Below are 21,469 nucleotides of genomic sequence, written 5' to 3'. Positions count from 1 at the left end.
ACGAGGGGCGTGCGGTGACTTTTTGGGTGCGCGCGGTGACCGTCCGTGGGCCGGGGGGGGGTCAGAGGGCTGCGGCGCCGTGGTTGCGGAGGGACTGGCCGTACTGGGTGAGGACCCACAGCTCGTTCTGCACGGCGGCGAGCCGTTCGGCGTCGCCGTGGGCGCCGAGCCGGGCGAGGGTGCCCTGGACGTCGCGGATGCGGCGGTCGACGGCGCGGAGGCGGACCTGGACCAGCTGGGCGCCGGCGTACACCTCGTCGATGGTCTTGGCGAAGATCGTCTCGACGGCGAGTTCGGTGACGAGGGCGCGGACGGAGTCGTCGGGCGCGGCCGCCCGGACGGCGTCGAGGTAGTCGGCGGGGGCTCCGTCGGCGCCGCCGGCGTCCTGGACGCACTGGCGGACGGCGGCGTAGGGCGGGGCGGTGAACTCGTCGGTGCCGTAGGCGTCGAAGGCCGGGGAGACGAGGGCCGGGTACTGGAGGGCGAGCTTGAGGAGTTCGCGCTCGGTGCGGTGGGCGGGGCTGCGCAGGTTGAGCGCGGGCCCGGCGGGGCCGCGGGGGGCCTGGACCTCGCCGTACGAGCGCTGCTGCCGGCCGTCGCCGCGCTGCGGACCGCCCTGCTCCTTGCCGCCGCCGCGCTGCCAGCGGGCGATCTGGGCGACCCGGCGGACGACGAACTGGGTGTCGAGGATGCCGACGAGTCCGGCGAGCTGGACGGCGACCTCGTGCTGGGAGGCCACGTTCTTGATCTTGGCGACGACGGGGGCGGCCTCGTCGAGGGCGGCGGCCCGGCCCGCCGGGGTGTCCAGGTCGTAGCGGTTCACGATCTGGCGGAGGGCGAACTCGAAGAGCGGGGTGCGGGGCTCGACGAGGTCGGCGACGGCGTCGTCGCCCTTGGCGAGGCGCAGCTCGCAGGGGTCCATGCCGTCGGGGGCGATGGCGATGTACGTCTCGGCGGCGAACTTCTGGTCGTCCTCGAAGGCGCGCAGGGCGGCCTTCTGGCCGGCGGCGTCGCCGTCGAAGGTGAAGATGACGCGGGCCGAGCCGTTGTCCATGAGCAGCCGGCGGAGGATCTTGATGTGCTCGCCGCCGAAGGCGGTGCCGCAGGTGGCGATGGCGGTGGTGACGCCGGCCAGGTGGCAGGCCATGACGTCGGTGTAGCCCTCGACGACGACGGCCCGGCTGGTCTTGGCGATCTCCTTCTTGGCGAGGTCGACGCCGTAGAGCACCTGGGACTTCTTGTAGACCGGGGTCTCGGGGGTGTTGAGGTACTTGGGGCCGTTGTCGTCCTCGCGCAGGCGGCGGGCGCCGAAGCCGACGATCTCGCCGCCGACGTCCCGGATGGGCCACATGAGGCGGCCGCGGAAGCGGTCGATGGGGCCGCGGCGGCCTTCCTGGGAGAGGCCGGAGACGATCAGTTCCTTGTCGGAGAAGCCCTTGCCGCGCAGGAAGCGGGTGAGGTGGTCCCAGCCGGCCGGGGAGTAGCCGACGCCGAAGTGGTCGGCGGCGGCCTGGTCGAAGCCGCGCTCGGCGAGGAACTTCCGGCCGATCTCGGCCTCGGGGGAGGCGAGTTGCGCGACGTAGAACTCGGCGGCGGCCTTGTGGGCCTCGATCAGGCGGATGCGCTCGCCGCGCTGGTGGCCGGGGTTGTAGCCGCCCTCCTCGTAGCGGAGGGTGATGCCGGCCTTGGCGGCGAGGCGCTCGACCGTCTCCGAGAAGGAGAGGTGGTCGATCTTCATCACGAAGGCGATGGTGTCGCCGCCCTCCTGGCAGCCGAAGCAGTGGAAGAGTCCCTTGCTGGGGCTGACCTGGAAGGAGGGCGACTTCTCGTCGTGGAAGGGGCAGAGTCCCTTGAGGTTCCCGCCGCCGGCGTTGCGGAGCTGGAGGTACTCGGACACCACGGAGTCGATCGGGACCGCGTCCCGGACCGCCTTCACGTCGTCATCGTTGATCCTGCCTGCCACGCAGGAAGTCTACGCGGTCAGACGAGGCCCTCCAGGGGCACGGAGGGGTCGCAGAGGGCGTCGGTGTCCACCCGGGCCCGGGAGCGGATGAGCTTCTGGATCGGCTCTGTGACGTCCCACACGTTCACGTTCATCCCGGCGGTCACCCGACCCTCGTGCAGCCAGAAGGCGATGAACTCGCGCTTGCCGGTGTCGCCGCGGACCACGACCTGGTCGTACGAGCCGGGGGGCGCCCAGCCGGAGTACTCCATGCCGAGGTCGTACTGGTCGGTGAAGAAGTACGGCACCCGGTCGTAGGAGACCTCCTGGCCGAGCATGGCGCGGGCGGCGGCGGGGCCGCCGTTGAGGGCGTTGGCCCAGTGCTCGACGCGGATGCGGTGGTGGAGGGAGGGGTGGTCGAAGGCGGCGACGTCGCCGGCGGCGTAGATGTCGGGGTCGGTGGTGCGCAGGGAGGAGTCGACGGCGATGCCGCCGCCGTCGGCGCGGTCGACGAGGGCGAGGCCGGCGTTCTCGGCGAGGGCGGCCCGGGGGGCGGCGCCGATGGCGATGAGGACGGCGTGGGCGGGGTGCTCCTCGCCGTCGTCGGTGCGGACGGCGAGGACCATGCCGTCCTGGCCGGTGATCTCGGTGATGCGGGCGCCGAAGTGGAAGCGGACGCCGTGCCCGGTGTGCAGGTCGGCGAAGAGCTGGCCGAGCTCGGGGCCGAGGACGCGGTGGAGCGGAGTGGGGTCGGCCTCGACGACGGTGACCTCGGCGCCGTAGGTGCGGGCGGCGGCGGCGACCTCCAGGCCGATCCAGCCGGCGCCGGCGATGACCAGGTGGCCGTTGTCCCGGCCGAGGGCCTTCAGCTCGTCGCGGAGCCGCTCGGAGTGGGAGAGCCGGCGCAGGTGGTGGACGCCGGCGAGGCCGGTGCCGGGGATGTCGAGGCGGCGCGGCTCGGAGCCGGTGGCGAGGAGCAGCTTGTCGTAGCGGATGACGGTGCCGTCGCCGAGGCGGACGGTGTGGGCGTCCCGGTCGACGGCGGTGACGGTCTGGCCGAGGTGCAGTTCGACGTCGTGGGCGGCGTACCAGGCGGGTTCGTGGACGAGGGTGGAGTCCCGGTCCTTCTTGCCGAGGAGGTAGCCCTTGGAGAGCGGGGGGCGTTCGTAGGGGTGGTCGCGTTCGTCGCCGATGAGGATCACCCGGCCGTTGAAGCCCTCCGCGCGGAGCGTCTCCGCCGCCTTGGCGCCGGCCAGGCCCCCGCCGACGATGACAAAGGTCTGATCTGCGTCGACCACGTTGATTCCTCCTCGTTGCGACCGGTTCTCTACGCTACGCCCCCGGGCCCGGCCCGGGTGGCACCGCCCCGGGACGTGCATGCGAGGGTCCCGCACGGCGGCGGAAGGCGAAAGGGGGCCGACGGGCCCTACGCCCCGGGGGTGCGCAGGCGGGTGTGGAGGGCGCGGGCGGAGGCGTCGGTGAGGGAGGCGATCTGGTCGACGATCACCCGCTTGCGGGAACGGTCGTCGGGCGCGGCGGCGAAGAGGGCGCGGAACTGCGGTTCGAGGCCGTCGGGGGCGCGGGCGACGAGCGCCTCGGCGAGTTCGGCGACGACGATCCGCTGGTCGGCGCGGAGCGCCTCCTGTTCGGCGCGCTGCATCACGTACCGGTCGGCGACGGCCTTGAGGACGGCGCACTCGTTGCGGGCGGGGCGGGGGACGACGAGTTCGGCGCCGTAGCGGGTGAGGCGGCCGGAGCCGTACGCCTGCCGGGTGGCTCCCTCGGCGGCGAGGCAGAAGCGGCCGATGAGCTGGCTGGTGGCGTCCTTGAGGCGGGCCTGGGCGACGGCGGAGCCGTCGTAGCCGTGCGGCCACCAGTCCTGGTCGAGGAGGCGGTCGAGGGCCTCGGCGAGTTCGGCGGGGTCGGTGTCCTCGGGGACGTAGCGGCCGATGGCGACGGCGAAGACGTCGGCGCGCTCGGGCTCGGCGTGGAGGAGGTTGGGGTCGATGTGGCCGGCGTGCAGGCCGTCCTCGAAGTCGTGGACGGAGTAGGCGACGTCGTCGGACCAGTCCATGACCTCGGCCTCGAAGCACTTGCGCTGCTCGGGGGCGCCGCGCCGGACCCACTCGAAGACGGGCAGGTCGTCCTCGTACACGCCGAACTTGGAGGAGCCGGGGTCGGTGGGGTGGCCGCCGCGCGGCCAGGGGTACTTGGTGGCGGCGTCGAGGGCGGCGCGGGTGAGGTTGAGGCCGACGGAGACGGGCTCGCCGTCGGGTCCTGGGACGAAGCGCTTGGGCTCGATGCGGGTGAGGAGGCGCAGCGACTGGGCGTTGCCCTCGAAGCCGCCGCAGTCCTTGGCGACGTCGTTGAGCGCCTGTTCGCCGTTGTGCCCGAAGGGCGGGTGGCCCATGTCGTGGGAGAGGCAGGCGGCTTCGACGAGGTCGGGGTCGCAGCCGAGGGCGGCGCCGAGCTCGCGGCCGACCTGGGCGCATTCGAGGGAGTGGGTGAGGCGGGTGCGGGGGCTGGCGTCCCAGGCGTACCCCCGGGTGCCGGGGGTGACGACCTGGGTCTTCCCGGCGAGCCGGCGCAGGGCGGCGGAGTGCAGCACGCGGGCGCGGTCGCGCTGGAAGGCGGTGCGGCCGGGCCGCTTGTCGGGCTCGGCCGCCCAGCGCTCGGTGGCGGTCGGGTCGTACCCGGGGGTCTCGCTGGTGCCGTCGTAGCCTGCCATGTCTCGACGGTAACCGGAGGGGCCGACAAAAGGGTTCAGATGGCGGCGAGTTCCCGCGTGGGGGTGGCGGGGCCGGCGGTGCGGGCCCGGGCGGCACCGTCGTAGCGGTGCAGCACGAGCCGGGCGAGGGCCGGGTGGGCGCCGAGCGGGTCGGCGGCGATCCAGGGGGCGTGGGCGGCGGCGCGGGCGGCGAAGAGGCCGGGGGCGGTGAAGCAGGAGGCGACGGCGATCCGGTGCCGGCCGCGGGCGGTGAGCGCGGCGACGGCCTCGGGGACGGTGGGGGCGGCGGCGGAGGCGTAGGCGGCGAGCACGGGGGTGCCGCCGAGGCGGTCGCCGAGGTCCGCGGCGATCCGGCGGAGGGTGGCGGCGGAGCGGGGGTCGCGGGAGCCGGCGGAGGCGAGGACGACGCCGGTGGCGCGGGAGGCGGAGTCGGCGGGGGTCCAGCCGGCCCGGGCGAGCCGGTCGGCGAGGGCCTCGGCGAGCAGCGGGTGCGGGCCGAGGGGGGCGGCGACGCGGGCGCCGAGCTCCGGGACGGCGGCGAGCGCGGCGGGCAGGTCGTGGGTGACGTGGTACCCGGGGGCGAGGAGGAGGGGCACGAGCACGGCCTCGCGGCCCTCGGCGGCGAGGCCCTCCAGGACGGCGTCGAGGAGCGGCGCGTTCAGCTCGACGTGGGCGAGGCGGACGTCGAGCCCGGGGCGCAGCTCGCGGACCCGGTCGAGGAGGCGGGCGAGGGTGGCACGCGCGCGGGGGTCCCGGCTGCCGTGGCCGACGGCGACGAGGACGGGGGCGGGGCGGCGGCCGGGAGCGGGGCGGTGGCCGGCGGGCTGGGTGAACGGCTGCATGGGTGACGTACCTCCTGCTCGGTCTTCCCCGCCGGGCCGTCGTACGGACGCACCCGGCGGAGCTGGAGTCCGAGCTGGTCCACGATCCGCCCCAGCAGGGCGGCGGCGTCCGCGAACGTGCTGTCCGGCTCCGTCATGGACCGATCCTGGCCCCGGCACGTTGCCTGCCCGTTGCGCGGCGGTCACGGCTCTCTTCCATGACCGCACGCGGGTGTTTCACCGGGCTCACGCGCGCGTGGGGACGGGTGTCAGGCGGCGAGCCAGACGCGGAGGGGGCCGAGCTCCCCGAAGCCGGCGGCGAGGGCGGCGGTCAGGTCGTCGCCGGACTCGTAGCCGACGACGGGGAGGGCGGGGTCGGCGGCGGCGAGGGCGGCGGCCCAGACGGCCGCCGGGTCGGTGCCGTCGGCGGTGAAGAGGTTGGAGACGCCGGTGACGCCGGCGGCGGTGGAGAGGACGGCGCCGCCGAGGATCCGGCCGTCCGGCGCGTACCCGCCGACGACCGTGACGGTCGGGTCGTCGAGGAGCGCGGGGCGGAAGAGCGCCGCCTCCTCGGCGTCGCCGTCTCTCCAGGCGAGGGCCCAGGCGGCGAGCGCCTCCGGGGTCCGGACGGGGCGGTGGCCCGCCGTGTCCGGGAGGCCGGAGGGGCCGGCGGACCGGTGGATCCACCGCGCGTCGAAGAGGGGCCGGAAGCCCTCGGCGGTCAGGTCGAGGCGGGCGTACGCGTCCTTGACGGAGGCGCCGGACGCGGTCAGGTCGATGCCGCCGAGGACGTCCTCGGCGACGGCGTCCCCGGTCAGGGTCACCGCGTCCGGGTAGTAGAGCGGGGTGCGGTGGGGGCTGGTCCAGGCGCGGGGGCCGAAGGCGCCGCCGGTGAGGCCGTGGGCCCTGCACATGGACCGGCACCACTCGGCGTTGTTCCGCACGGCGGCGGTCAGCAGCTCGTCGTTGATCACCGCCGGATCGTACGGAACGCGCACCCCTCTCCTCCCCCCTTTTTTCGTTCCGAATCACGGAATATCTTTTCCGTTATGAGAATGTCCCCCGCGTCGCTCCCCCGGCGCGTCACCGCCGAGTTCACCGGCACCGCCGCCCTCGTCGCCGTGATCGTCGGCTCCGGCATCCGCGCCGACTCCCTCAGCCAGGACATCGGGGTCCGGCTGATCGCCAACGCCGCCGCCTCCGCGATCGGCCTCGGCCTGCTGATCGCGCTCCTCGGGCCGCTCTCCGGCGCCCACCTCAACCCCGTCGTCACCCTCTCCGAGTGGTGGGGCCGCCGCCGCGAGCAGGAGGGCCGCGAGGTCCTCGCCTACGTCGCCGCCCAGGTCGCCGGCGCCCTCGCCGGCGCGCTGCTCGCCGAGGCGATGTTCGGCCGCGCGCCCGGCTCCTGGTCCACCGAGCCGCGCGCCGCGCTCCACCTGCTGCTCGGCGAGGCGGTCGCCACCGCCGGGCTCGTCCTCGTCGTCCAGGGCCTGCGGCACACCGGCCGCCCCCAGCTCGCCCCGGTCGCGGTCGCCGGCTACATCGGCGCGGCGATCTGGTTCACCTCCTCCGGCTCCTTCGCCAACCCGGCGGCCACCGTGGGCCGCTCCCTCACCGACTCCTTCACCGGCATCGCCCCCGCCTCGGTGCCCGCCTACGCCGCCGCCCAGCTCCTCGGGATGCTGCTCGGCATGGGCCTGGCGGGTGTGCTGTACGGAACAGACAGAGGGTCCGCCGAACCGAAGGCCGCCGCCGGGCGTCGGACGGGGTGAGACCCCTTCCCCCGAGCCCCTGGAGTTTCCGATGCAGGTCCGGTTCCCGCGCACCGTCCGGGCCCGCCGCCGTACCGTCCAGGCCGTGATGGCGGCCGCCGTCCTCGTCCTCGCCCCCGCGACCTGGACGCACACGGCCGCGGCGGGGAAGCTGCGGACGGCCGCCGAGGTGCCGGCCGGGGACGTCGCCGTCGTCTTCGGCGCCGGACTGTGGAAGGGGCGCCCGACGCCGTACCTCGCGCACCGGCTGGACACCGCCGCCGAGCTGTACCGCACCGGCAAGGTCCGGGCCCTCCTGGTCACCGGCGACAACAGCAGGACCGAGTACGACGAGCCGGGCGCCATGCGCGCCTACCTCGCCGCCCGCGGCGTGCCCGACTCCCAGGTGGTCAGCGACCACGCCGGCTTCGACACCTGGGACAGCTGCGTGCGGGCCCGCGAGGTCTTCGGCGTCGACCGGGCGGTCCTCGTCACCCAGGACTTCCACGTCAAACGGGCCGTCGCCCTGTGCGAGCGCGCCGGGATCGCCTCGTACGGCGTCGGGGTCGCCGAACCGCGGGACACCACCTGGTACTACGGCACCACCCGGGAGCTCTTCGCCGCCGGGAAGGCCGCCCTCGACGCGGCCCTGCGCCCCGACCCGCGCTTCCTCGGCCCCCAGGAGCACGGGGTCGCCGAGGCCCTGGCGGGCGGGGCCCGCACCGCCCCCGCCTCACCCGCCGCGCGCCGCTGACCTGAGCGGAGAGCACCGCGCCCGTAATACGGGACGCCCCTGCGCGTAACACGTCCGACGCACCCTTGACGGCATGTCCGACGCCACCGCGGTCCCCACCCACTGCCCCTACTGCGCCCTGCAGTGCGGCATGAAGCTCCGCCCGACCGGCGTGGCGGAGCTGCCCGCCGAGGTGGTCGAGCGGACCGACTTCCCGGTCAACCGGGGCGCGCTGTGCGGCAAGGGCCGCACCGCCCCCTCCGTACTCTCCTCCCGGGTCAGGCTCACCGAGCCCCTGGTCCGCCGCCCTGACTCCGGGGCGCTCGAACCGGCCTCCTGGGAGGAGGCGCTCTCCGCCGTCGCCGAGGGGCTCCGCCGGACCCGCGCCGACCACGGCCCCGACGCCGTGGGGGTCTTCGGCGGCGGCGGACTCACCAACGAGAAGGCGTACACGCTCGGCAAGTTCGCCCGGCTGGTCCTCGCCACCTCGCAGATCGACTACAACGGGCGCTTCTGCATGTCCTCGGCGGCCGCCGCCCACCAGCGGGCCTTCGGCCTCGACCGGGGTCTGCCCTTCCCCCTGGAGGACATCCCGAAGACGGGCTGCGTGATCCTCGTCGGCTCCAACCTGGCCGAGACCATGCCCCCGGCGCTGCGCTACCTCACCGAGCTGCGGGAGAACGGCGGCAAGCTGATCGTCGTCGATCCGCGCCGCACCCGCACCGCCGAGCAGGCCGACCTCCACCTCGCCCCCCGCCCCGGCACCGACCTGGCGCTCGCCCTCGGCCTGCTCCACCTGGTCGTCGCCGAGGGCCGCGTCGACGAGGAGTTCGTCGCGGAGCGCACCTCCGGCTGGGAGGCCGCCCGGGCCGGCGCGATGGCCCACTGGCCCGAGCACGTCGAGCGGATCACCGGCGTGCCGCTGCCCGACCTGCGCGCGGCGGTCGCGCTGTTCTGCGACGCCGAGAGCTCCATGGTGCTGACCGCGCGCGGCCCCGAGCAGCAGTCCAAGGGCACCGACACCGTCGGCGCCTGGATCAACCTCTGCCTCGCCACCGGCCGGGCCGGCCGGCCGCTCTCCGGCTACGGCTGCCTCACCGGCCAGGGCAACGGCCAGGGCGGCCGCGAGCACGGCCAGAAGGCCGACCAGCTGCCCGGCTACCGCAAGCTCGACGACCCCGCCGCCCGCGCCCACGTCGCCGGGGTGTGGGGCGTCGCCCCCGAGACCCTGCCCGGGCCGGGGCGCAGCGCCTACGAACTCCTCGACGCGCTCGGCGGCGAGGTGAGGTCGCTGCTGCTGATGGGCTCCAACCCGGTCGTCTCCGCGCCGCACGCCGCGCACGTCGAGGAGCGGCTGCGCTCGCTCGACTTCCTCGCCGTCGCCGACGTGGTCCTCTCCGAGACCGCCGCGCTCGCCGACGTCGTCCTGCCGGTGACCCAGTGGGCCGAGGAGACCGGGACGATGACCAACCTGGAGGGGCGGGTGCTGCTGCGCCGCCGCGCCCTCACCCCGCCGGCCGGGGTCCGCACCGACCTGGAGGTGCTGCACTCCCTCGCCGGGCTGCTCGGCTGGGAGAAGGGCTTCCCCGCCGACCCGGAGGAGGTCTTCGAGGAGCTGCGGCGGGCCTCCGCCGGCGGCCCCGCCGACTACGCGGGCATCAGCTACCGGCGGATCGAGGAGGAGCGGGGCGTCTTCTGGCCGTGCCCCGACGAGGAGCACGCGGGCACGCCCCGGCTCTTCCTGGAGCGCTTCGCGACCGCCGACGGGCGGGCCCGCTTCGTGCCGGTGACGCACCGGCCGGCCGCCGAGGAGACCGACGCCGACTATCCGGTGGTGCTCACCACCGGCCGGGTCGTCTCGCAGTACCAGTCCGGGGCGCAGACCCGGCGGGTGGCGGAGCTGAACGCCGCCGCGCCCGGTCCGTTCGTGGAGCTGCACCCGCGGCTCGCGGAGCGGCTGGGGGTCGCGGAGGGCGAACCGGTGGCGGTGGTGTCGCGGCGCGGGCGGGCGGTGGCGCCGGCCCGGATCACCGGCGCGATCCGCCCGGACACCGTCTTCATGCCCTTCCACTGGTACGGGGAGGGGCGGGTGAACACCCTGGTGAACCCGGCGCTCGACCCGGTCTCCCGGATGCCCGAGTTCAAGGTGTGCGCGGTCCGCCTGGAACGCGGCTGAACCAGTCGCCGCTCTCGATGACCGGGCCGAGCGGCGCGTCCGGTGCCGCCAGGTACACCCAGGCGGAGAGCCGCGCCCCGTCCCCGGTCCGGACGACGTCCATGGCCGCCCGCTCGTACCCGGCGGGCAGCTCCAGCCGGTCGAGGAGGCCGAAGAGGGCGCCGTAGTCGCCGGACGAGGGCGTGAGGAGGGTGCCGACCACCTCGCTCCCGTCCGCCGGGACGACGTACGGATAGCCGGGCCCGTCGTGCAGGACCGCCCCGGGCAGCACGGCGGCCGCCTCGGTGCCGATCCGGCCGGCGAGGAACCGGTCGTGGTTGTACCCGCCCGGGCGCAGCGTCCCGTACACGAAGAACGGGCGCTCCTCGTACGCCGGGACCTCGGCCTCCGCCACCGCCTCGGTCTCCTTCTCGACCCAGCGGGCGTACCCCTCGGCGACCCGGGTCACCCGGGTGGCGAGGATCTCGGGCGTCTCGTAGTCGTGGGCCGCGATCAGGTGCGCTTCGAGGGCCTGGTAGCGGGCCTCGGTGGTCTTGAGGACCACCTCCCACTCCTCGGTGGTCTCGATCGCGTCCCGCCAGTGGTAGACGGAGGTGACGGGCCCCGAGATCTGCGCGCACGCGGCCAGCCGGGCCTCGACGGCGCCGCGCGCCAGGGCCTCGGCCTTGGCGCGCGCGTCGGTGGTGGTGCGGACGGTGACGATCACTCCCCCACCGTACGGGCGAACTGTGCCGCGTGCAGCCGGGCGTACGCGCCGCCGCGGGCGAGCAGCTCCTCGTGGGTGCCCTGCTCGGCGATGCCGCCGCCGTCCAGGACGACGATGGTGTCGGCGTCCCGGACCGTGGAGAGCCGGTGGGCGACGACGAAGCTGGTCCGGCCGGCCCGCAGGGCGGACATGGCGCGCTGGACGTGGAGTTCGGTGCGGGTGTCGACGGAGCTGGTGGCCTCGTCGAGGACGAGGATCACCGGCTCGGAGAGGAAGGCGCGGGCCAGGGTGACCAGCTGGCGCTCGCCGGCGCTGAGGCCGCCGCCGTCCTCGTCGAGGACGGTGTCGTAGCCGTCGGGGAGGGTGCGGACGAAGCGGTCGGCGTGGACGGCCTCGGCGGCGGCGGTGATCCGCTCGCGGGAGACCTCCCCGGGGACGCCGTAGGCGATGTTCTCGGCGATGGTGCCGCCGAAGAGCCAGGTGTCCTGGAGGACCATGCCGATGCCGGAGCGCAGCTCCTCCCGGTCCATCCGCGCGATGTCGACGCCGTCGAGGAGGATCCGGCCGCCGGTGGGTTCGTGGAACCGGAGCAGCAGGTTGACCAGGGTGGTCTTGCCGGCGCCGGTGGGGCCGACGAGGGCGACCGTGCGGCCGGGTTCGACGGTGAGGGAGAGGCCGTCGATCAGCGGCCGGTCCGGCCGGTGGCGGAAGGAGACGTCCTCGAAGGTGACCCGGCCGCGCACCACGGCGGGCTTCTCGGGGGCGGCGGGCGGCGGGCTCTCCTCCTCGGCGTCGAGGAGGTCGAAGACCCGTTCGGCGGAGGCGACGCCGGACTGGAGGAGGCCGGCCATCGCGGCCACCTGGTTGACCGGGCCGTTGAACTCGTACGAGTACTGGACGAAGGCCTGGACGTCGCCGACGGTGAGGGTCCCGCTCGCCACCTTCAGGCCGCCGAGGACGGCGATCAGGACGTAGGTGAGGTTGCCGACGAGGGTGACGGCGGGCTGGACGAGCCCGGAGACGACCTGGGCGCGCAGCCCGGCTCGGTACAGCTCGTCGCCGAGCTGGTCGAAGCGGCGGACGGCCTCCTCGCGGCGGCCGAAGGCGATCACCTCGGTGTGGCCGGTGATGGTCTCCTCGGCGTGGCCGCCGAGCCTGCCGGTGACCGCCCACTGCTTCGCGAACTGGGGCTGGGCGCGGCGGGCGACGAGGGCGGCGAGACCCAGCGAGACGGGGACGGTGCCGAGGGCGACGAGGGCGAGCACCGGGGAGATCCAGAGCATCATCGCGAGCACGCCGAGGAGGGTGAGCACGGCCCGGATCATCTGGCTGAGGGCCTGCTGGAGGGTCTGGGTGACGTTGTCGACGTCGTTGGTGGCGCGGGAGAGGATCTCGCCGCGCGGCTGTCCGTCGAGGTGGCCGAGGGGCAGCCGGGCCAGCTTGTGCTGGGCGCGCTCGCGCAGCCGGTGGCCGGTCCGCTGGACGACGTCGGTGACGAGCCGCTGCTGGATCCAGGTGAGCAGGGAGGCGCCGGCGACGGCGGTGCCGGCGAGGAGGAGCTGCCGGGCGACGGCGGTGAAGTCGACGCCGTGCGGGCCGGTGGCGCCGGTGAGGACGAGGTCGGTGGCGCGGCCGAGGAGGAGCGGGCTGAGGACGGCGAGGCCGACGGCGGCGGCGCCGGTGGCGAGGGCGGCGGCGAGCCGGGCCCGGTCGGGGGCGAGGGTGCGCAGCAGGCGGACGGCGGAGGCCCGGAAGTGGAGGGAGCGTTCCAGGGAGGGGGTGCCGGGGGCGCCGGGGCCGCCGCCCGGCCGGGGGGCGGGGCCGCGGCGGGCGGGGGCGGTGCGCGGGGCGGGGCGCGGTGTCGTCGCGGTGGTCACGCGGCTGCCTCCTCGGTCGGCTGGGAGCGGACGATCTCCCGGTAGGCGGGGCTGGTGGCGAGGAGTTCCTCGTGGGTGCCGGTGCCGACGGCCCGGCCGCGGTCGAGGACGACGATCCGGTCGGCGTGGCGGAGGGTGGAGACCCGCTGGGCGACGAGGAGGACGGTGGCGTCGGCGGTCTCGCGGCGCAGGGCCGCGCGCAGCCGGGCGTCGGTGGCGTTGTCGAGGGCGGAGAAGGAGTCGTCGAAGAGGTAGAGGCGGGGGCGGGCGACGAGGACGCGGGCGATGGCGAGCCGCTGACGCTGGCCGCCGGAGAGGTTCGAGCCGCCCTGGGTGACGGGCGCGTCGAGGCCCTCCCCCAGGGCCCGGACGAAGTCGGCGGCCTGGGCGGTCTCCAGGGCGTGCCACAGCTCCTCGTCGGTGGCGTCGGGACGGCCGTACCGCAGGTTGGAGGCGACGGTGCCGGAGAAGAGGTACGGCTTCTGGGGGACGAGTCCGACGGTGGCGGCGGTGAGGGCGGGGTCGAGGGCGCGCACGTCGGTGCCGTCGAGGAGGACCCGGCCCCCGGTGGCGTCGAGGAGGCGGGGCACCAGGCCGAGGAGGGTGGACTTGCCGCTGCCGGTGGCGCCGATGATCGCGGTGGTCTCGCCGGGTGCGGCGCTCAGGGAGACGCCGCTGAGGACGGGTTCCTCGGCGCCGGGGTAGCGGAAGGTGACGTCCTCCAGGGCGAGGTGGCCGGAGCCGCCGCCGGGGAGGACGCGGACGGGGTCGGCGGGCGGGGCGAGGGAGGGGACGGCGTCGAGGAGTTCGCGGACGCGGGCGGCGCCGGCCTCGGCCCGGGGCAGGTGCATGAGGAGGAAGAGCGCCATCATCACGGACATGGCGGTCTGGAGGAGGTAGCCGAGGAAGGCGACGAGCGTGCCGGCCCCGGCGGCGCCGGAGTCGATGCGGTGGGCGCCGGCCCAGATGAGCACGATGGTGGTGGCCTCCCAGATCAGCAGGACGACCGGGTACATGACGGCCTGGAGCCGGCCGGCCCGCAGTCCGGTGTCGAGGAGGGCGGCGTTGGCGGCGGCGAAGCGGTCGCGTTCGTGGCGGTCGCGGACGAAGGCGCGGACGACCCGGACGCCGGTGATCTGTTCGCGCAGGACGCGGGTGACCCGGTCGACGTGGTCCTGCATGCCCCGGAAGAGGGGCCGCATGCGGAGCACGACGGTGCCGACGGCGAGGGTCATGACGGGCACGAAGAGCAGCAGGACCAGGGCGAGCGGCACGTCCTGGCGCAGCGCCATGGCGAGCCCCCCGGCGCACAGCAGCGGGGCGGCGACCAGCATGGTCAGGGCGAGGACCGCGAAGGTCTGCACCTGCTGGACGTCGTTGGTGACGCGGGTGATGAGGGAGGCGGTGCCGAAGCGGCCGCGGTCCAGGGCGGAGAGGTCCTGGATCCGCCGGAAGGCCTCGGAGCGCAGGTCGCGGGCGACGGCGAGGGCGATCCGGGCGCCGGTGAAGGTGACGGCGGCGGCCGCGGCGGCCTGGAGGAGGGTGACGCCGGCCATGACGGCCCCGCCGGACAGGACGCGGCCGGTGTCGCCGCGGAGCACGCCCTCGTCGATGACGCCGGCGTTGAGGGCGGGCAGGGTGAGCGAGGCGAGGCTCTGGAGGAGCTGGAGGAGGACGAGTAAGGCGAGCCGGGCGCGGTGCGGGCGCAGGCGGCCCGCGAGGAGTCTCAGCAGGATCATGACGGCTCCTCAGGCGGCGTACGGGCGGACGGCCTTGGCGTCCTTGAGGGCGTGTCCCCACCAGGCGAGCTGGTCGAGCATCAGCTTGGCGCCGGCCTCGGGCCCGGCCGGGTCCTTCAGCAGGCCGTCCTCGTCGAACTGGCCCTGGGCGTTGGGCAGGACGACGCCGTCGCGGACGGTCACGGCGTGCATCTCGGCGTAGATCTGGCGGAGCTGCTCGACGGCCCGGATGCCGCCGGAGATGCCGCCGTAGGAGACGAAGCCGACGGGCTTGGCGCGCCACTCGGTGTAGTGGCGGTCGATGAGGTTCTTGAGGGAGGCGGGGAAGGAGTGGTTGTACTCGGGGGTGAGGACGACGTAGGCGTCGGCGGCCTCCAGGACGGGGGTGACGCGGGCGAGTTCGGCGCGGACGCCGGGGTCGGGGTCGTACGAGAGGGAGGTGGGGAGGGTGGTCTCGGCGAGGTCGAGGACGGTGAGCTCGAAGTCGGTGCGCTCGGCGACGCGGGTGCGGAACCAGTCGGCGATCACCGGGGCGAAGCGGCCGGCGCGGTCGCTGGCGACGACGAGGGCGAGGGTCAGGGGGGCGGCGGCACGGGCGGCGGCGGAGTTCGTGTTGTCCATGCCGAGGATCCTGGTACCTCAAGTTTGGTTGAGGTCAAGCACGGGATTTTCGGGGCGGTTTCGGGGGCGGGCCGGGGGTGGTTCGGGGGTCGGTTTCGGGGGTGGTCCGGGTCGGGGCGGGGCGGTTTCGCGGGGCGGGACGGGGAAGGGCCGGGCCGGAGCGGGGGCGGGCGCCGGGGCTACCGTGAGGGCATGACGACTTCGCCCGCCCCCGTCCCCGCGCACATCGAGATCGACGGGGTGCCGGCCGCCGATCCCGGGGCCCTCGCCACCGTGATGGGCGGCTACGGCCACTTCACCGCGATGCAGGTGCGCGACGGCCGGGTGAAGGGCCTCGGGCTGCACCTCGACCGGCTCGACCGGGCCACCCGCGAGCTGTTCGGCGCGCCGCTGCCCGGCGCGCGGGTCCGGGAGCTGCTCGGCCGGGCCGTCGGGGCGTCGGGGCGCCGCGACTCCTCGGCGCGGGTGTACGCGTACGAGCACGGGGCCCGGTTCCTGGTGGCCGTCACCGTCCGCGAGGCCGCCCCCGACGGCCCCGGCGCCCCGCGGCGGCTGACGGCCGTCGACTACCTGCGCCCGGCGGCGCACCTCAAGCACCTGGGCGGCTTCGGGCAGCGGTACCACGGCGACGCGGCCCGCCGGGCCGGCTTCGACGAGGCGCTGCTGACCACGCCGGACGGCGAGGTCGCCGAGGGCGCGGTCACCAACATCGCCTTCTGGGACGGCACTTCGCTGGTGTGGCCGACGGCCCCGCACCTCACCGGCGTCACCATGGCCCTGCTCGCGGCCCGCCTGCCGTCGGTCCACCGGCCGGTGAAGCTCCAGGAACTTCCTGGCTTCCGGGCCGCGTTCGTGGCGAACTCGCGGGAGATCGCGCCCGTCACGGCCGTCGACGAGGTGGCGTACCCAGTGGACGAGGCGCTGATGGGACGGGTGTCCGCCGCCTACGCGTCGGTGCCGGGCGAGAAGATCGTCGCCAGTGACGGGGACGGCTCCGCCGACTAGCCTGCGGCCATGGTTTTCAAGAGGCTTTTCGGCGGCGGCATACCGCTCGAGGTGGACACGGTCATCGAGCCCGGGCCGGTGCGGCCGGGCGGCATGCTGCACGGCGAGGTGGTGGTCCGGGCGCCCGAGCGCGACCTGGAGATCGAGTCGATCCACCTCAAGCTCCTCGCCAACGCGCCCCTCTTCCACAAGGGCGACGGCGACGGCGAGGGCAGCGGCGAGACCGTCGGGTACCCCAGCGCGAGCGGCTGGTTCAAGCTGCGCAAGGGCGAGGAGAAGCGGGTCCCGCTGAAGTTCCGGCTGCGCTGGGAGACTCCGGTCAACGAGCTGCGCGGGGAGGACCTCGGGGTCGTCATCGGCGTCAGCACGGAGGTCGACGCGGCCGGGGTGAAGGCGCAGACCGACATGGACCCGGTGCGGGTCGAGGCGCTGCCGCTGCACGAGGCGGTGCTCGACGCCTTCGTCGCGGAGGGGTACGCGCTCGACGGGGCGCGGGTCTACGGGACGACGATCTCCGACGTCGAGCGGCACCTCTACGCGTGGCAGGGCTTCCGGCTCGTCCGCCCGGAGGCGGCCGAGGGGCGCCCGCGGCAGCTGGAGCTGACCTTCCACACCAACGCGGTGGGCAGCGAGATCTTCCTCCGGAAGCTCGCCGGGAAGTCGAAGTACTGGGACGACAAGCCCCCGGCCCTCCGCCACGTCGCCGCCCACCACGAGGTCGGCGCCCGCGACTTCGCGGCGGACGTCCGGAAGTGGCTGGACGAGGTCGCCGTCCTGAGGAGCACGGCCCGCGACGAGGACTGACGGGGGGCGAGGACAGCGGGGCGCGGGGGATGCCGGGCGCGGGGCGCGGGGGATGCCGGGGCGCGGGGCTCAGGGCGCGGGGCGCGGGGGATGCCGGGGCGCCGGGGCCAGAGGCCCCGGTCCGGCCGTGGGGCGCCTCCGCCCCGGGCCCGGGCCCGCACCGGGCCCCCCGGCCTCGCACCCGGGACCGGCTGGACGCCTCCTCCCCCGGACCCCGCCCCACACCGGACACCTCCGCCCCCATACCCGGCTCCGCCCCGCACCGGACAGCTCCCCCTGGGTCCGGGCCCCGCACCGGCGCACCGAGCCCGGACCCGTACCCCCGCCCGCCCTCCCGCCCGCCCTCCCGCCGGTCCGGAGCGGGTCCGGAGCGGGTCCGGAGCGGGTCCGGAGCGGGTCCGGAGCGGGTCCGGAGCGGGTCCGGAGCGGGTCCGGAGGTCACCGCTCACCCGTTCGGCACGACGTGTCAGCTGACGGGCCGTAAGGGGGCCTGACCTGCGGGAACGACCGGAATCCAGTCGGCGCGCCGTATCGGATGGCGGAATCCTGATGGGGCATCAGGAGGCGGGGGGCGGGGCGGGGCCGTTATCTCGGTCTTACGGAAGACCGAACGACCGCGCGCCCCGGAGGACCCCACCATGCGCCCCACTGCCCGCCTGCTCACCGGAACCGCGCTGACGGTCGTCGCGCTCGGCGCGTTCGCCGCGCCCGCCGCGTACGCGAACAACGACGGACCCGAGTCGCTGGAGATCTACCCCTCCTCCGCCTCCCCCGGCACCACCGTCACCGTGAACACCCTGGCCTGCGGCAAGAACGGCCACGGCGTCGGGGACGCGAACTCGGTCGGCGGCGGCGAGTTCCAGCTGAACCCGAGCACCCACAAGGAGGTCGTGGTCGGGCAGTTCACCGTCGCCGAGCACGCCAAGCCCGGTACCCACTGGATCGGCGTGGCCTGCGACAACGGACGGACCGCCCGGGGCGAGCTGACCGTCAAGCACCGCGAGCCCAGCGGTCACGTCAAGACCGGTGTCGGCGGCAGCATCGGCCCCGACACCGCCCAGGTCACGGCAGGCGCGGCGGTGCTGGCCGCGGCTGCCGTCGGCGGTGTGTGGCTCATGCGGCGCCGGGCGAGCGGCGCCCAGGGCCACTGAACACACCGCCCGTCCCGCCCCCGCCCGGCTCCCGCACACGGCCGGCCGGGGGCGGGCCCTTCCCTCCCCCCGCGCCCCCCGGCACGCCCCTTGGCGCGCCCCCCCATGACACCCGCCCCGTGACACCCGCCCCATGAGGAACCGACGTGAGCAACAGGAGCAAGGGCTGGGGCATCGCGGTGGCCGCCTGCGTCGGCCTCTGGCTCGTCCAGAACGGCTCGCAGGACGTCACCCCGCCCGTCCCGTCCGCCGCCCAGGCCTTCGCCGCCGGGCCGAGCGTGCACACCGACGCCGCCGCCGACCCGCTGCCCTCGTCGCCGCCGGTGCGGCTGCGCATCCCGGAGACGGACGTGGACGCCCCGATGACCAGGCTCGGCCTGGCGGCGAACGGCTCCCTGGAGGTGCCGCCGGCCGAGGACCGCAACCTGGCCGGCTGGTACGGGGACGGCGTCACGCCCGGCGCCAAGGGCACCGCGATCGTCGCCGGGCACGTCGACAACGCCGGCGGCCCGGCCGTCTTCTACACGCTGGGCGCCCTGAAGAAGGGCCACCGGATCGAGATCGACCGCGAGGACGGGAAGACCGCGGTCTTCACCGTCGACGCCGTCGAGGTCTACGACAACGACTCCTTCCCCGACGAGAAGGTCTACGGCGCCACCGACCGCGCCGAACTCCGGGTCATCACCTGCGGCGGCGGCTTCTCCGAGAAGCGCGGCGGCTACCAGGGGAACGTGGTGGCCTTCGGGCACCTCATCGGGGTGCGCTGAACCCGGCTCACGCCCACTGGTCCCAGCCGAGCTTGGCGACCATGGAGAGGACCACCACCAGCAGCACCCCGCGGACGAAGCCCGAGCCCTTGCTCAGCGCCATCCGGGCCCCGACCATGCCGCCCGTCAGGTTGAAGGCGGCCATCAGGGCGGCCAGCTGCCAGTAGACGGTGCCCTGGTAGGCGAACATCGCGAGCGCGCCCGCGTTGGTACAGACGTTGACGATCTTGGCGGTGGCGGAGGCCGTCACCAGGTCCAGGTGCAGCACGGCGGTCAGGGCGAGCACCAGGAAGGTGCCGGTGCCGGGCCCGAACAGGCCGTCGTAGAAGCCGATCCCGCCGCCGACGAGGACGATCGCGGTGACGATCCGGGCCCGGGTGAGCGGCGTCCGGTCCTCGCCCTCCGGCCGCGCCCCGAACGAGGGCTTGAGGATCACGAAGGCCGCCACCGCGACGAGCACCACGATGATCAGCGGCCGCAGGATCTCCTCGTCGACGGCGGTGGTGAAGAGGGCGCCGGCCGTCGAGCCCGCGAGGGCCGCGAGCCCGACCCGTACCGCCGTCCACACCGGCACCTTCGTCTTGCGGACGTAGGTGACGGCCGCGCCCGTCGTGCCGACGATCGCGACCGCCTTGTTGGTGCCGGTGGCATAGGGGTACGAGGCGTTCGGCAGCCCGATCAGCAGCGCCGGCAGGAGCAGCAGCCCGCCGCCCCCGACCACGGCGTCGATCCAGCCGGCGACGAGCGCGGCCAGGCACAGCAGGAGGAGGGTGGTGAGGGCGATGTCGGGCATGGCAGGGAGCCTAGGGAGACGATCGTTGGCCCGTCCATCAATCGTCTGATCGTTGAGCTAGCTCTGAGGTTGGGCGGCCCGGCTCCCGGTCCGGGGCGGGCGGCGCGGCCGGGTCCACGGCGGCGGTGAGCAGGGTCGCGGCGAGCGCCCCGGTGGCGACGAGCACGCCGGCGAGGCGGCGGCGCAGCCGCTCCTCGGTGGGCGGCCGCCGGCGTGCCCGGTGGCGGGGCGCGGCGGTGTCAGGCACGGGTGGGCTCCTCGAAGTTCTCGGCGTGGATCCGGGCGGCCGGCACCCCGGCCCTGCGGAGGGAGGCGGTGGCGGCGCGGGCCATGGCGGGCGGGCCGCAGAGGTAGACGTCGTGGGCGGCGAGGTCGGGGACGAGCCCGCGCAGGGCGCGCGCGGCCAGCGGGTCGTACGAACCGTCCGAGGGGCCCAGCAGGTAGTGGAGGGCGGCCCGCCGCTCGCGGGCGATGGCCTCCAGCTCCGCGCGCAGCACGAGCCCGCCCTCGTCGGAGGCGCGGTAGAGCAGGGTCATGTCGCCGGGGCCGCCGGGCAGGGTCTCGAAGAGGGCGCGCAGCGGGGTGATGCCGACGCCGCCGGCGAGCAGCAGGACCTTGCGGCGGGTGCGGCGGTGGGCGGTGAGCGCGCCGAAGGGCCCGGAGGCGAGGACGCGGGTGCCGGGGCGGAGCCGGCGGACCCGGCGGGTGTGGTCGCCGCGGACCTTGACGGTGATGCGCAGGGTGTCGTCGCGGACCGGTGCGGAGAGCGAGAAGGGCAGGGCGGTGGACCACAGGCCGCGGCTGAGGAAGCGCCAGCGGAAGAACTGGCCGGGTTCGGCGCGGAGCCGGGCCACTCCCCGGCCGCGGATCAGGACGGAGACGACGCCGGGCGCCTCGTCGTGGACCTCGGCGACCCGCAGTCCGTGGCGGAGGGCGGTGCGGACCGGGACGGCGAAGCGGTACCAGAGGAGGAGGACGGCGACGGTGGCGTGGGCCATCGACCAGAGCCAGCGGGTGAGGAGGCCGCCCGCGAGGTCGGGTCCGGCCGGCTGGTGGACGAAGCCGAGGGCGGCGGCGAGCAGGGCGCCGAGGTGGACCGCGTGCCAGGTCTCGTGGCGGATCCGGCTCCGTACCGCCCGGGCGGAGGTGACGCCGACGGCGGTGAGGAGGAGGGTGCCGAGGCCGGCGGCGGCGATCGCCCCGTACGAGAGGAGGCCGCCGGCGGCGGTGACGAGGTCGGTACGGGTGTGCACGGCGTAGCCGCAGAGGGCGAGGGCCGCGTGGGCGGCGATCAGGCCGAGGACGTACCGGCCGCCGAGGGCGTGCCAGCGGGCCAGCCGGTCGGCGCCGACGCCGTGCTCGACGGCCGGGACCCGGGCCATCAGCAGGAGCAGCACGAGGACCCCGTACCCGGCGAGCAGACCGGTGAGGTGGGCGCCGGTGGCGAAGAAGGCGTCGAGGCGGGCGGAGGGCCGGGCCTGCACCCCCCACAGCAGCGCGACGGCCCCGGCGCCCCCGAGGATCCCGGCCCGCAGCCGCTCGGGCGCGAGCCGGGGCGCGGACCGTACGGAAAGGGGCGCGGGCGGGGCCGGCGGGAAGGGCGGCGCGGGCACGGCCGGGCGTGCGGCGGTGGCGAGCGGGACGGCGACGGGGGCGTAGAGGGGGTGGGGGCGGGCCTCGGTGGTCACCTTCGGCACCCTAGGGCGGCCGGCGGGCGGGAATCCCGGGTGCGGGCCCGCCGCCGCCATCCTTAAGCCCGTCTTGAGCCGAGCCTGATCACGGCTTAACCCGGCGGCCCGGCCACCGCCCCGTCACCGTCCTGGCCACCGCCCCGTGACCTCCCCGGCCACCGCTC

19 protein-coding genes are annotated in these 21,469 nt (G+C 75.4%); 7 read left to right on the top strand and 12 right to left on the bottom strand.

Translation table 11 applies throughout. The annotated features are described in order from the left end of the window. Positions 1-61: 61 nt before the first annotated feature. The 5 genes from dnaG to ACF1ED_RS20295 all read right to left on the bottom strand — a co-directional run bounded on the left by dnaG (position 62) and on the right by ACF1ED_RS20295 (position 6,465). Positions 62-1,963: a DNA primase gene (dnaG, locus tag ACF1ED_RS20315; protein WP_391762278.1), complete on the bottom strand. Its 1,902-nt coding sequence runs from the start codon at positions 1,961-1,963 to the stop codon at positions 62-64. 17 nt (positions 1,964-1,980) lie between these two features. Further along, entirely contained in the window at positions 1,981-3,240 is a 1,260-nt protein-coding gene (locus tag ACF1ED_RS20310) for an NAD(P)/FAD-dependent oxidoreductase (RefSeq protein WP_391762276.1), read from the bottom strand. A 128-nt stretch (positions 3,241-3,368) separates the two neighbouring features. After that, positions 3,369-4,670 carry a deoxyguanosinetriphosphate triphosphohydrolase gene (locus ACF1ED_RS20305; protein ID WP_391762274.1) on the bottom strand — a complete coding sequence of 434 codons (1,302 nt, stop codon included), beginning with the start codon at positions 4,668-4,670 and terminating at the stop codon, positions 3,369-3,371. A 35-nt stretch (positions 4,671-4,705) separates the two neighbouring features. Beyond that, positions 4,706-5,512 (bottom strand): sirohydrochlorin chelatase, encoded by an 807-nt coding sequence (locus tag ACF1ED_RS20300; protein WP_391762272.1) that lies wholly within the window; start codon positions 5,510-5,512, stop codon positions 4,706-4,708. A 248-nt stretch (positions 5,513-5,760) separates the two neighbouring features. Continuing rightward, positions 5,761-6,465: a hypothetical protein gene (locus ACF1ED_RS20295; protein ID WP_391762270.1), complete on the bottom strand. Its 705-nt coding sequence runs from the start codon at positions 6,463-6,465 to the stop codon at positions 5,761-5,763. A 75-nt stretch (positions 6,466-6,540) separates the two neighbouring features. Here ACF1ED_RS20295 and ACF1ED_RS20290 point away from each other — a divergent pair, with 75 nt between their 5' ends. From ACF1ED_RS20290 to ACF1ED_RS20280, 3 genes are all read left to right on the top strand, one after another. Continuing rightward, positions 6,541-7,263 carry an aquaporin gene (locus ACF1ED_RS20290; RefSeq protein ID WP_391762268.1) on the top strand — a complete coding sequence of 241 codons (723 nt, stop codon included), beginning with the start codon at positions 6,541-6,543 and terminating at the stop codon, positions 7,261-7,263. A 31-nt stretch (positions 7,264-7,294) separates the two neighbouring features. Further along, positions 7,295-7,996: a vancomycin high temperature exclusion protein gene (locus ACF1ED_RS20285; protein WP_391762266.1), complete on the top strand. Its 702-nt coding sequence runs from the start codon at positions 7,295-7,297 to the stop codon at positions 7,994-7,996. A 73-nt stretch (positions 7,997-8,069) separates the two neighbouring features. Further along, positions 8,070-10,151, top strand: a complete 2,082-nt coding sequence (locus ACF1ED_RS20280) for a molybdopterin oxidoreductase family protein (protein ID WP_391762264.1) — start codon at positions 8,070-8,072, stop codon at positions 10,149-10,151. Here the strand turns inward: ACF1ED_RS20280 and cutA are convergent. From cutA to ACF1ED_RS20260, 4 genes are read right to left on the bottom strand one after another with little or no spacing between them, the layout of a single operon-like run. Continuing rightward, positions 10,117-10,857, bottom strand: a complete 741-nt coding sequence (gene cutA, locus ACF1ED_RS20275) for a divalent cation tolerance protein CutA (protein WP_391762262.1) — start codon at positions 10,855-10,857, stop codon at positions 10,117-10,119. The two genes, ACF1ED_RS20280 and cutA, sit on opposite strands and share 35 nt — an antisense overlap. Next, positions 10,854-12,734 (bottom strand): ABC transporter ATP-binding protein, encoded by a 1,881-nt coding sequence (locus ACF1ED_RS20270; RefSeq protein ID WP_391762260.1) that lies wholly within the window; start codon positions 12,732-12,734, stop codon positions 10,854-10,856. The genes cutA and ACF1ED_RS20270 overlap by 4 nt, the downstream gene beginning before the upstream one ends. Next, positions 12,731-14,470 carry an ABC transporter ATP-binding protein gene (locus ACF1ED_RS20265; RefSeq protein WP_391762412.1) on the bottom strand — a complete coding sequence of 580 codons (1,740 nt, stop codon included), beginning with the start codon at positions 14,468-14,470 and terminating at the stop codon, positions 12,731-12,733. Before ACF1ED_RS20265 ends, ACF1ED_RS20270 begins: the two co-directional genes overlap by 4 nt. Before the next feature lie 12 nt (positions 14,471-14,482). Continuing rightward, positions 14,483-15,094 (bottom strand): NADPH-dependent FMN reductase, encoded by a 612-nt coding sequence (locus ACF1ED_RS20260; RefSeq protein WP_391762258.1) that lies wholly within the window; start codon positions 15,092-15,094, stop codon positions 14,483-14,485. 192 nt (positions 15,095-15,286) lie between these two features. Between ACF1ED_RS20260 and ACF1ED_RS20255 the strand changes: the two genes are divergently transcribed. The 4 genes from ACF1ED_RS20255 to ACF1ED_RS20240 all read left to right on the top strand — a co-directional run bounded on the left by ACF1ED_RS20255 (position 15,287) and on the right by ACF1ED_RS20240 (position 18,821). Further along, the gene (locus tag ACF1ED_RS20255; RefSeq protein WP_391762256.1) at positions 15,287-16,099 is read left to right on the top strand and encodes an aminotransferase class IV; all 813 of its coding nucleotides are present in this window, start codon (positions 15,287-15,289) and stop codon (positions 16,097-16,099) included. Positions 16,100-16,108: 9 nt separating this feature from the next. Beyond that, on the top strand, positions 16,109-16,903 hold the full coding sequence (locus ACF1ED_RS20250) for a sporulation protein (RefSeq protein ID WP_391762254.1): 795 nt from the start codon (positions 16,109-16,111) through the stop codon (positions 16,901-16,903). Positions 16,904-17,541: 638 nt separating this feature from the next. Next, positions 17,542-18,054, top strand: coding sequence for a hypothetical protein (locus tag ACF1ED_RS20245; protein ID WP_391762252.1), 513 nt, complete (start codon positions 17,542-17,544; stop codon positions 18,052-18,054). Between the two features lie 146 nt (positions 18,055-18,200). Next, positions 18,201-18,821, top strand: a complete 621-nt coding sequence (locus ACF1ED_RS20240) for a class F sortase (RefSeq protein ID WP_391762250.1) — start codon at positions 18,201-18,203, stop codon at positions 18,819-18,821. A gap of 7 nt (positions 18,822-18,828) precedes the next feature. On the opposite strand, the gene ACF1ED_RS20235 is transcribed toward ACF1ED_RS20240, so the two are convergent. The 3 genes from ACF1ED_RS20235 to ACF1ED_RS20225 are packed head-to-tail and all read right to left on the bottom strand — an operon-like array spanning position 18,829 to position 21,311. Beyond that, positions 18,829-19,614 (bottom strand): sulfite exporter TauE/SafE family protein, encoded by a 786-nt coding sequence (locus tag ACF1ED_RS20235; RefSeq protein ID WP_391762248.1) that lies wholly within the window; start codon positions 19,612-19,614, stop codon positions 18,829-18,831. A gap of 37 nt (positions 19,615-19,651) precedes the next feature. Then, the gene (locus ACF1ED_RS20230) at positions 19,652-19,861 is read right to left on the bottom strand and encodes a hypothetical protein (protein WP_391762246.1); all 210 of its coding nucleotides are present in this window, start codon (positions 19,859-19,861) and stop codon (positions 19,652-19,654) included. Beyond that, a complete protein-coding gene (locus ACF1ED_RS20225) occupies positions 19,854-21,311 on the bottom strand; it encodes a ferric reductase-like transmembrane domain-containing protein (protein ID WP_391762244.1) in 1,458 nt (485 codons plus the stop codon). The genes ACF1ED_RS20230 and ACF1ED_RS20225 overlap by 8 nt, the downstream gene beginning before the upstream one ends. Between the last annotated feature and the right edge of the window lie 158 nt (positions 21,312-21,469).

Origin of the sequence: Streptomyces sp. NPDC014656 (assembly GCF_043084305.1) — a bacterium.
Classification (GTDB): domain Bacteria; phylum Actinomycetota; class Actinomycetes; order Streptomycetales; family Streptomycetaceae; genus Streptomyces.
Note: the sequence above shows the minus strand (reverse complement) of the source record. Positions and strands in the feature narration are given on the sequence as shown.